The sequence below is a fragment of the Bacteroides sp. 11BF genome, from assembly GCF_019633765.1.
GTDB lineage: Bacteria > Bacteroidota > Bacteroidia > Bacteroidales > Bacteroidaceae > Bacteroides > Bacteroides hominis.
The window spans coordinates 1-9,987 of sequence record NZ_JAFKPJ010000038.1 but is presented as its reverse complement, the minus strand read 5'-3'; the positions used below and the strand labels follow the sequence as shown (position 1 = coordinate 9,987).

Below are 9,987 nucleotides of genomic sequence, written 5' to 3'. Positions count from 1 at the left end.
GCAAAAGAAATCAATCACAGGTGTGGTTACGGATGCTACCGGTGAAACAGTCATCGGAGCAAGTGTTGTTGAGGTCGGCACTACCAATGGTGTAATTACCGACATTGACGGCAAGTTTACATTAATGGTCGATCCCAACGGAAAGATCAAAGTCTCTTATGTTGGTTATCAGCCTCAAACGATCGATGTAAAGGGCAGAAATTCTTTTAATATTAAGTTGAAGGAAGATTCTGAAATGCTGGATGAAGTAGTCGTAACAGGTTATGGCGGTAAACAATTGCGTTCTAAAGTGACTAACTCCATTGCCAAAGTAAAAGAGGAAACTTTAAAACAAGGTATGTTTACTAATCCGGCTCAAGCTCTTTCTGGTGCTGTAGCAGGTTTGTCAGTAAGTCAGACTTCGGGTAATCCGGGTAGTGCTCCAACTTTAGTACTCCGTGGTGGTACGAACTTTGATGGTTCCGGTTCTCCACTGATCTTAATTGACGGTCAGGTACGCTCTTCGCTGAGTGATATTAATCCGGATGATATTGAATCGATGGAGGTGTTGAAAGATGCCGGTGCAACTGCTATTTACGGTGCACGTGCTAATGATGGTGTAGTACTTGTAACAACAAAACGTGGTAAGGCGGGTAGAGCAGAGGTAAATCTAAAAGCAAAGTTTGGCTTGAACTACTTCAAGGATTCTTATAACTTTATGAATGCCGGTGATTACCTTTATTGGATGCGTACTGCTTATATGAATGCGTACGTTGGAGACATGAAACACCCGGACGGTGCTAATGTGAAAGGATGGTCTTCACTAAGCGGATTGACTACTGCAACTCCTTATGGAACAGGTAATTTATATTTTGATAAGGATGGTGTAACGCCATTAGACGGAAATAAAACAAGTTCTGCTATTTGGAGTCCGATGATCTATTCAGACAATCTATCTTTTCTGCTCAATCAAGGATGGCAGACTATGATTGACCCGGTATATGGAGATAAAATTATTTATAAAAACACAGACATTGCCGATTTTAATATAAATACACCTTCATTCTCTCAGGATTATAACTTAAGCGTAAGCGGTGGTAATGATAAAGGAAGTTATTATGCCGGCTTGGGCTACAATAAGAGTGAGGGTACAGCAGTAGGTAACTGGTATCAACGAATTACTTTTACTTTTAATGCTGATTATAAACTTAAGGAATGGTTAACTTCTAATTCAAGTTTCAATTTTGCAGATGCGACCTGGAACGGACTTCCTGCATCGCAAACAGCTGAGGCTAACTATTTCTCACGCTGTCTTTCATTACCTCCTACTTTCCGTGGTTATAATGCAGATGGAGATATGCTATTAGGACCGAACTCCGGTGATGGTAACCAACAATACAATTTTAAGCAATTCGTTCGTGATAATAATACGGATAAGTTTACGATGAATCAATCTTTCACAATTGATTTCATGAAAGGTCTCTCATTGAAATTAGGAGCCATTTGGTATTATTCCGAAGAAAAAACAGAAGCTTTTAATAAAGACTATTTGAGCTCTCCGGGTAACTTGATTACATCTCACGCCACCTCTGCTTCATATAGCCGTACTTTAGACCAAACATATAATGCCGTATTGAACTATAATTATCAGATCAATAAGGACAACTTCTTGGATGCAATGGTTGGTTTTGAATACTATGATTCATACGGCAAGGGATTCAGTGCTTCTGGTTCCGGAGCTCCCACTGATGATTTTATGGATTTGGAATACACCTCAAAAGAGGAAGGAATGCGTTCTATAGACTCTTCACACTCTCGTCAACGTATTATGTCATTCTTTGGACGTGTCAACTATGACTACCAATCTAAGTATCTGCTTTCTTTGGTTTTAAGACGTGACGGATATTCAAAACTCGCTAAAGAAAACCGTTGGGGAGTATTTCCGGGTGTATCAGCGGGTTGGGTGTTCAGTAAAGAAGAATTTATGGAAAGCACAGCATCTATTCTTTCATTCGGTAAATTACGTGCCAGCTTTGGTTTAAATGGTAATGTAAACAAGAACTTTGTTGGAAACTATACAGTTCAGGGAGCTTATGGCAGTAATCGCTATAATGGTTCAACCGGTTTCTTGTTAAGCAGCATTCCTAACCCATATCTGATGTGGGAAAAATCAAGAACCTTTGAAATTGGTTTGGATATGGGCTTTCTGGAAAATCGCATCAATGCTAACTTGACATATTACAACCGTTTGACTAGTGATAAATATGCTAATATCACAGTACCGTCTACTTCAGGTGTAAGTTCTGTTACTTCAAACAATGGTGAGTTCCAGAATCAAGGATTTGAATTTGAATTAGGATTCCGGATCATTGATTCCAAAGACTGGAAGTGGAACTTGAACTGGAATGGTGCTTTGAACAAAAACAAGGTTGTTTCTTTGCCGGACAATGGACTTGAAAGAAATCGTCAAAGTGCTTATCAGGTTTATACTGGAAACGGAGATGAAAAAATGTGGGTTGGTGGATATCAGGAAGGTCAACGTCCGGGCGATCTATACATGTTTGTGGCAGAAGGACTTTATAAATCTCAAGACGAAATCCCGACTAACTTGATTGACTTGACAACAGGTAATAACGGTTCAAGTGGCCGTCCTCTTTATGGTGGAACAGAAGGTTACAATAAATTAACAGATTCTCAAAAAGCCAATGCCCTTCCGATTCAGCCGGGTGACGTGAAATGGAAAGATGTAAATGGTGATGGAGTTATTGATAATTATGACATGGTGAAAATTGGGAATACTGTTCCTAAATGGACAGGAGGTATCAATACTACTGTAAGCTGGAAGGACCTTACCTTGTCTGCACGTTTCGACTATGCATTGGGATTCACCGCAGTGGATTGGAAAACAATGTGGATCATGGCATGTGCTCAAGGTACTTATAATACCATTGAGGAGACCAAAAATACATGGACCCCAGAAAATCCGAATGCTAAATATCCAACTTATGTATGGGCCGATCAATTGGGTAAACGTAATTATTGCCGTAGCTCATCCATGTTTGCCTATAATGGAAACTACTTGGCATTGCGTGAACTCTCACTATCCTATAAATTACCATCTGTATGGGCGCAGAAGGCTAAATTGAGCAATGTGGAACTTTCTATTACAGGTCAGAACTTAGGCTATTTGACAGAAGCAAAACACCTATTCTCACCGGAAAAAGCAGATAATAATGGAGGATATCCATTACCTCGTACAGTGATTTTTGGTATTAATGTTTCTTTCTAAATATAAAAAGACAAATTATGAAAAAGATAATATATATCATTTCCTTATTTGTGTCGTCTGTGCTTTACACTTCATGCGATGCATTGGATCTCGCTCCGGAAGACTATTTCGGAAGCGGCAACTACTGGAATAATAAAGCCCAGGTGGAAGGGTTTATGAATGGCATGCACTCTCAATTGAGAGGTAACTATAATATGTTTTATTGTTTGGGAGAATTGCGCGGTGGTACACAGCGCGTTGGTAGTTCTTCACAAAACACCAGTTTGGACTATGCCATATTGCGTACCAATACTTTAAGCCAGGATAATCCGGGATTCAGCAACTGGTTTGGATTATATAGCCCGATTATGCAAGTTAATCATTTCATTCAAAAAGTTGAGAATGAATGTGATTTTTTAAGTGAGGCAGACAGAAAAGCCTATTTAGGACAAGCATATGGTTTAAGAGCTCTTTATTATTTTATGCTTTATAAAACTTACGGCGGGGTACCTATTGTTACAACAGTCGAGTTGCTGGATGGCAAAGTGACTGCGGATAAATTTTATGTCGAACGTGCTACACCCGAGGCCACTATGGCCTTCATAAAAGAGGATATCGGTAAATCTGAAAACTATTTTGGTACAGAAGAAGTGACCAATAAGTATGATAAGACAATGTGGTCTAAAGCTGCCACTCTGATGTTGAAAGCAGAAATCTATATGTGGGCTGCTAAAGTTTCTATAAATGGCTATACAGCTTCTGGAAGATCGGATTTAGAAACTGCCAAAACAGCTCTGAATGGAGTGATAGGCAAATTTCAGCTATTAAACAAATTCAGCGATGTATTTAGTACAGCTAACCGTAATAATGCAGAAGTTATTTTCACCTTACATTTTGCTGATGGCGAAGCTACAAACTGGGGAGGCATGTTCCTCTATCAAGAGGCAGTATTCATTGGACAGGTATATGACCGTGATGATAATAAGATTGAAACGGATACATTAAATTTGAAGGGTACCGGAGGTGTATTTCGCCATGAATATACTGAAGATTTCTGGAAAAGCTATAGCGATAAAGACACTCGTCGTGATGCAACATTCTTAGAATATTATACCCAAAAGAATAAAGAAGGCTTTGGTTGTGTTATGCTTAAGGCTATTGGTTCTATCAACTCGAACAACAATCGTATTTATGATACCGATGTGATTGTTTACCGTTATGCCGATGCTTTATTGATGATGGCTGAAATAGAAAATGGTTTAGGAAATCCTTGTGCAGGTTATATTAATGAAGTGCGTGAACGTGCATATGGCTCCAATTATGAGGCTAATAAATATACGGAAGGAAATTATGCAGAGAATGAATTGGCCATCCTCCAGGAACGTGATAAAGAGTTTGTTTGGGAAGGTAAGCGGTGGTTTGATGTAGTACGTATGCATGATGCTAATGGCAAATCTCTTGCTTTCTCTGCTACTGCAAATTATCCTTCGGATAAACCTCTTTTGGACCCAAGTGAGGAATACAAGTTGTTATGGCCTATTGATGTTGACATTATGAGTGTCAATCCGTTGCTGAAACAGACACCTGGATATGAAAAATAAAACTTAATCAATAGGTTTTAAATACGATTATTTATTGAATGTAGAAGCTGTCTCGGTTATTATTGAGACAGCTTCTCTTTTTTCATTGCCATATACACATTACTCCTTATTCGCCAATCATAGAGCCGATTTTTTATATATGCAGATGGAGGAGAACAAAATAAAAGCGGGGAATGTCCAATCAGACATTCCCCGTTATATTAACTAATCAATTTTCATATCCCGGAGTCTGTTTTAACGCCGGATTGTCTGTCAATACACTTTCATTAATCGGCCATAATAGGCGGGTGGCAACGGCAGAAGTGCGCTTTGTCACATAGTCTGCACCCAATAATCTTAAATCATACCAGCGTTTCCCTTCAAACATAAATTCACGCATGCGCTCTTTCAAAATGGCTTCCAAAGGATCTTCATCACCGGACATGTATTTATTATCCGTATAGAAGTCTCCTTTATCATTCGGATAAGATAGCGTAGCTTTGTTTAACTCAAAGAACTCTTTCCCATAAGCACGTTCACGAACTTGATTGATCTCAGCTGCCGGATCTTCTCCCAACAGCGCTTTTGCTTCAGCAAGTAATAACAGGCAGTCTGCATATCGATAAATGGGGTAATCATTCAAAAAACTGCGCTGTGAAGCTCCGTCCAACAGGACTCCCTGATACTTATTGCAGAAAGGAGCAATATATTTAATTGTGCCATCTTCTTGCTTTTGGTAAACAGCTGTCATGGAAGCGTCCTTACGGGTATCTCCATCACGGAATGCCTTATTATACAAATCGTATCTTATCTGCAGACGAATCAAACCGTTAAGTTGTCCTTCAGGCAAATCTTTAAATGAAATTCCTTCTTTATTACAGTAAGTTGCAGTCATGTATGCCTGCTGTGGTACTAAGTTTTGTCTAAATCTATCGTCCCACATGTTATACTCATCTTTTGCATTACGTATAGAGAAAATAATTTCGGCATTATCTTTATTATTGTAAGCAAATACTTTTGAGAAATCATCCTGCAAGCTGACATTTACATTACTGATAATTGATTGTAAAGCTGTTTTGGCTGTAGTATAATCTGTTGTGCCGCCACCCATTTGACGCCCACTCCATAAATAAACTTCACCTTTCAGCATTTGTGTTGCGGCCATTGACCAGTAATATCTGCCGAATTTGAAAGAGTAATCACTGCCGAATGCCTTTTCAGAAGCAATGATATCTTCTTTGATTTGTTTCATCACATCTTCTGCAGGAGAGGCTGCTTTTGAGAGGTTGCTTAAGTCTAAAGAGGCTCCATTCGTATAATCCAGATAGAGAATAACATCTCCCCAAGAACGCAATAAATGAAAATAAAGATATGCCCGCATACCATAAGCTTCACCTAAATAATAGTTTTTAGTAGCTTCGGGAAGTACAGTCGTTTCTTTGGTTTTAGCGATCATCAAATTGATCTGATTGATCACTTTGTACATTCCTGCAAAGTTGGTTATCCCTGTGTTCTCCTTATTTATCGTATTGAAAGGCAAGCGTTCCATACCTTGAGTGGCTTCTCCTCCAAAGGGAACGTCTCCATAAATGTCCGCACGAGGCTCACCTAATAAGAAAAAATTAAAACTACATTCTCTAAGTAATGCATGCAAACCTACATTAAAGGTACTGAACTGAGCTTCAGTCTTCCAGTAATTACTATCCGCAATAGAACTGGTAGGTTCAATATCCAGTGCATCACATCTTGAAAACAGCAGGAGAGAAAGCCCTGCTAACATATATGTAAATATTTTCTTCATAATGCTATTTGTATTAATCATATATAATTTAGAATGTCACTGACAAACCGAATAAAACTGTTCTCGGAGTTGGATAACGTCCGTTATCTATTCCACGACCATAAGTTGTATCTACAGCCGGTTCAGGAGAAACACCCGTGTATCCGGTGATATAGAATAAGTTCTGTCCTGTTACATAGACTGATGCATCTGTCATACCAACTTTACTGATCCATGCTTTAGGCAGATTATAATTTAATGTCAATTCACGCAAAGCCAGATAATCACCCTTTTCATAGAAGCGTGAACTGTTATTATCAATAGCTGTATTACCGTTATTTGAACGTGTAATATTTTTCTTGCTTAACTGGTCTGCGTAATAGAATGCAGGTAAATCTGTATCAGTATTGGTCTCACTCCATGTCTTTTTTACTTCTTTAATAATATTGAATGAACCTTGATACTGTCCCAAAGAACGTGCTGCGAGATCATTATAAATGGTATGTCCTAAAGCGTAATCGAAACGAGCATATAAAGAGAGGTTTTTATAACCCAATGTAGTAGAGAATCCACCAGTAATTTTGGGAAATATATTTCCTACTACTTGACGGTCATATCCATTGATTACACCATCGCCATTGATATCTTCCCAACAAACATCACCCGGTTCGATCGGTTGCCATCCTTCTTTTCCGGCATATTGGGCTGCAAGTCCGGGACCATATAAGTTGGCTACCTCGTCGATGCGGTTATTGGCATACTTTTTCACGTCATCCCAATCTTTGAATATATGATTTTGTTTGTAAGCAACCAATTCTCCCAGTTTACCACCTTCCTGACGGCCGGCAATCCATTTTGTTTCAGGAGTTCCATCGGCTTTTTTGCGTCCGGTTGCCACTTCATAGCCACCTACACGGTTATTTTCATTGCCGTTATAAGGTAATTTCACAATTTTGTTTGCTACAGAAGACAGATTGGCTGTAACATCCCATGTCAATCCTTTCGGGTTATTCAGAATGTTGGCTCTTACTTCCATTTCGAAACCATAGTTACGCAGAGTTCCCATATTAGTCATGATCTCTGTAAAGCCTGTATATCCCGGAAGTGCTTGTTTAGTTAACAAGTCTTTAGTAGTACGGTTGTAGTAGTCAAGAATGAAACTTAACCGATTGTTTAAGAATCCGATGTCCAGACCAGCTTCAAATGACTGACTTTGTTCCCAGCGTAATCCGGTGTTTACCAAGCCTGAGTTGTAGAATGCGGTTGAACCTCCGTATGTCTTTGCACCTACTTGAGAGTAAGCACCATATACATCGAAATTTCCGATACCATTTACATTTCCATTTACACCATAGCTAAGACGAGGTTTCAAGTTAGAAATAACTTCTGAGACTTTAGAATCCTTCCAGAAATTCTCTTCCATGATATTCCAACCCACAGATACACCAGGGAAAAATCCCCAACGGTTATCTTTCAGTTTTGAAATACCATCATAACGAGCAACAAATGAAATTAAATATCTCATGTCATAGTTATAATTGATACGGCCAAACCCTGATAGAATACGGTATGCTGTTTTAGTTGTAGAAGTATAAGTCCTTGTAGAACCAGCATTCAAGGTAGGAATATCGTCAGTTGGAGAGTTTTGGGTTTTGGCCTCAAAATCGAACTGATCATAGGTGAAGTATTCAGTTCCTACCATTGCTTCCAGATTGTGTTTTTCAGCAAAAGTATCTGTGTATGTCAGTGTTCCGTTCAACTGAATTTGATTGTATTTCTGAACATAAGCCTCAGCCTGACGTGTATTATCAGGAGTTGCAGAAGATTGAGCTTGATAAGATTTATTAAACTTCTCTCTCTGCCAGTCATAACGATAAAGTGAAGCATTTCCATTTAACACTAATTTTTTAGGTAAAATGTCAAGGGCAAATCCAACACTGTAGGTTGATTTATTAGTGCTGTTCTCGCTCGTCAACTTATCTCTGTAATAATCGGGATTACCGTCTCCTGTACCGAAACCGGAGGCCGGAGTTCCATCTTCATTCCAAGGATTCCATGTCGGACGTTGAGAACGTGTACGGTAGAAAAATTCATATTGGCCGATCCAAAGTTCCGGTTGAGTTGACCAAGAGTAAGTCGCATTAGCCTTTACTGTCAGGAAAGGAAATACTTTATAAGAACCGTTCAATGCACCATTGAAGCGCTCGTAACCAGTACCTCTAATCTGACCATCTTCTTTATAGTAGCCTAAACTTGCAGAAAAAGTCCCTTTATCATTACCACCTGTAATGTTCACATAATGATCTTGAGTTAAAGCACTGTTGTTAAACACCACATCGTCCAATTCACCAGAGTAGTCTTTATACAAGATCGTTTTTCCATCATAAAATGGATCTGCCATAGAAGACCAACCTTCATTTTTCAGATTAGCATTTTCGTCTGTCAAATAGCGGATATCAAATAAGTTATTTCCAATACCATATCCCATTTGTGTATCGACATTGGTACGTCCGGTTCTTTTGTAGCCCATACGGTTATAATAAATATAATCGTGTGCATCGCAAAAATCATAGCCTTTACGAGCGAAGTTCACACCCATTTTAAATTTGTAATTAACAGATGCTTTTCCTTCTTTTCCACTTTTAGTCTCAACCAAAATAACACCACCATTGGCACGTGCACCATAAATAGCTGTTGAAGCGGCATCTTTCAAAACCTGAATAGATTCAATATCAGAGGGATTAATATCACTCATGCTATTGCGAACAATACCATCGACTACAATAAGAGCTTTGCTGTTGTCGCCTGTAATAGTAGCACCTCCACGCAATGTAATATCCGGTTCACTACCAGGTTGCCCCGTTTTGTTAACAACACGAAGACCTGTAACAGAGCCTTGTAAAGACTGTCCTGCATTACTGAAAGCCGCATTTTTAAGTACAGAATTATCAAGCTTTGAAATAGCAGTAGTTAAAGTTGCACGTTTTTGTGAGCCACCGTATCCTGTAATCACCACTTCATCTAATACCTCTGTATCTTCTTTCAGTACTACATTGTAAGTGTTTGCAGCGCTAACAGTAATTGTTTGAGGTTTGTAACCAATATAGCTAACTGTGAATTTAGCGCCAGTAGCTATCGTTAATGAGAACTTGCCGTCAAGGTTAGTGATTGTACCATTGGTTGTACCTACCTCAACGACACTTGCACCGATGACAGATTCACCGGTACCATCTGTAACCACACCTGTGATGGATTTTGTTTGAGCTATAGCTCCTATAGAGCATAATAAGCACAAAATCAAGAAGATGGTTTTCTTCATAAGTATTGCTTTTTAGTTAATAATAAAGATAATTATAATTGCTTTTACTAAGTTCTATCGG

Annotated in this window: 4 protein-coding genes; 2 read left to right on the top strand and 2 right to left on the bottom strand. The window is 38.9% G+C overall.

The features are described 5' to 3' along the window. Both JZY04_RS20475 and JZY04_RS20470 read left to right on the top strand, forming a co-directional pair. Positions 1-3,268, top strand: a 3,268-nt coding sequence (locus JZY04_RS20475) for a TonB-dependent receptor (protein ID WP_255584467.1), incomplete at its 5' end; no start/stop codon positions are given. Between the two features lie 17 nt (positions 3,269-3,285). Next, a complete protein-coding gene (locus tag JZY04_RS20470; RefSeq protein ID WP_122142355.1) occupies positions 3,286-4,848 on the top strand; it encodes a RagB/SusD family nutrient uptake outer membrane protein in 1,563 nt (520 codons plus the stop codon). Positions 4,849-5,056: 208 nt separating this feature from the next. Here the strand turns inward: JZY04_RS20470 and nanU are convergent, their stop codons facing one another. Beyond that, entirely contained in the window at positions 5,057-6,628 is a 1,572-nt protein-coding gene (gene nanU, locus JZY04_RS20465) for a SusD family outer membrane lipoprotein NanU (protein ID WP_122142354.1), read from the bottom strand. A 28-nt stretch (positions 6,629-6,656) separates the two neighbouring features. Beyond that, positions 6,657-9,926, bottom strand: a complete 3,270-nt coding sequence (locus JZY04_RS20460; protein ID WP_005776513.1) for a TonB-dependent receptor — start codon at positions 9,924-9,926, stop codon at positions 6,657-6,659. Positions 9,927-9,987: the final 61 nt, after the last annotated feature.

Bases quoted from the DNA above. Each gene is read 5' to 3' on its own strand.
- JZY04_RS20470 (WP_122142355.1), top strand. From the start codon at position 3,286: ATGAAAAAGATAATATATATCATTTCCTTATTTGTGTCGTCTGTGCTT.
- nanU (WP_122142354.1), bottom strand. From the start codon at position 6,628: ATGAAGAAAATATTTACATATATGTTAGCAGGGCTTTCTCTCCTGCTG.
- JZY04_RS20460 (WP_005776513.1), bottom strand. From the start codon at position 9,926: ATGAAGAAAACCATCTTCTTGATTTTGTGCTTATTATGCTCTATAGGA.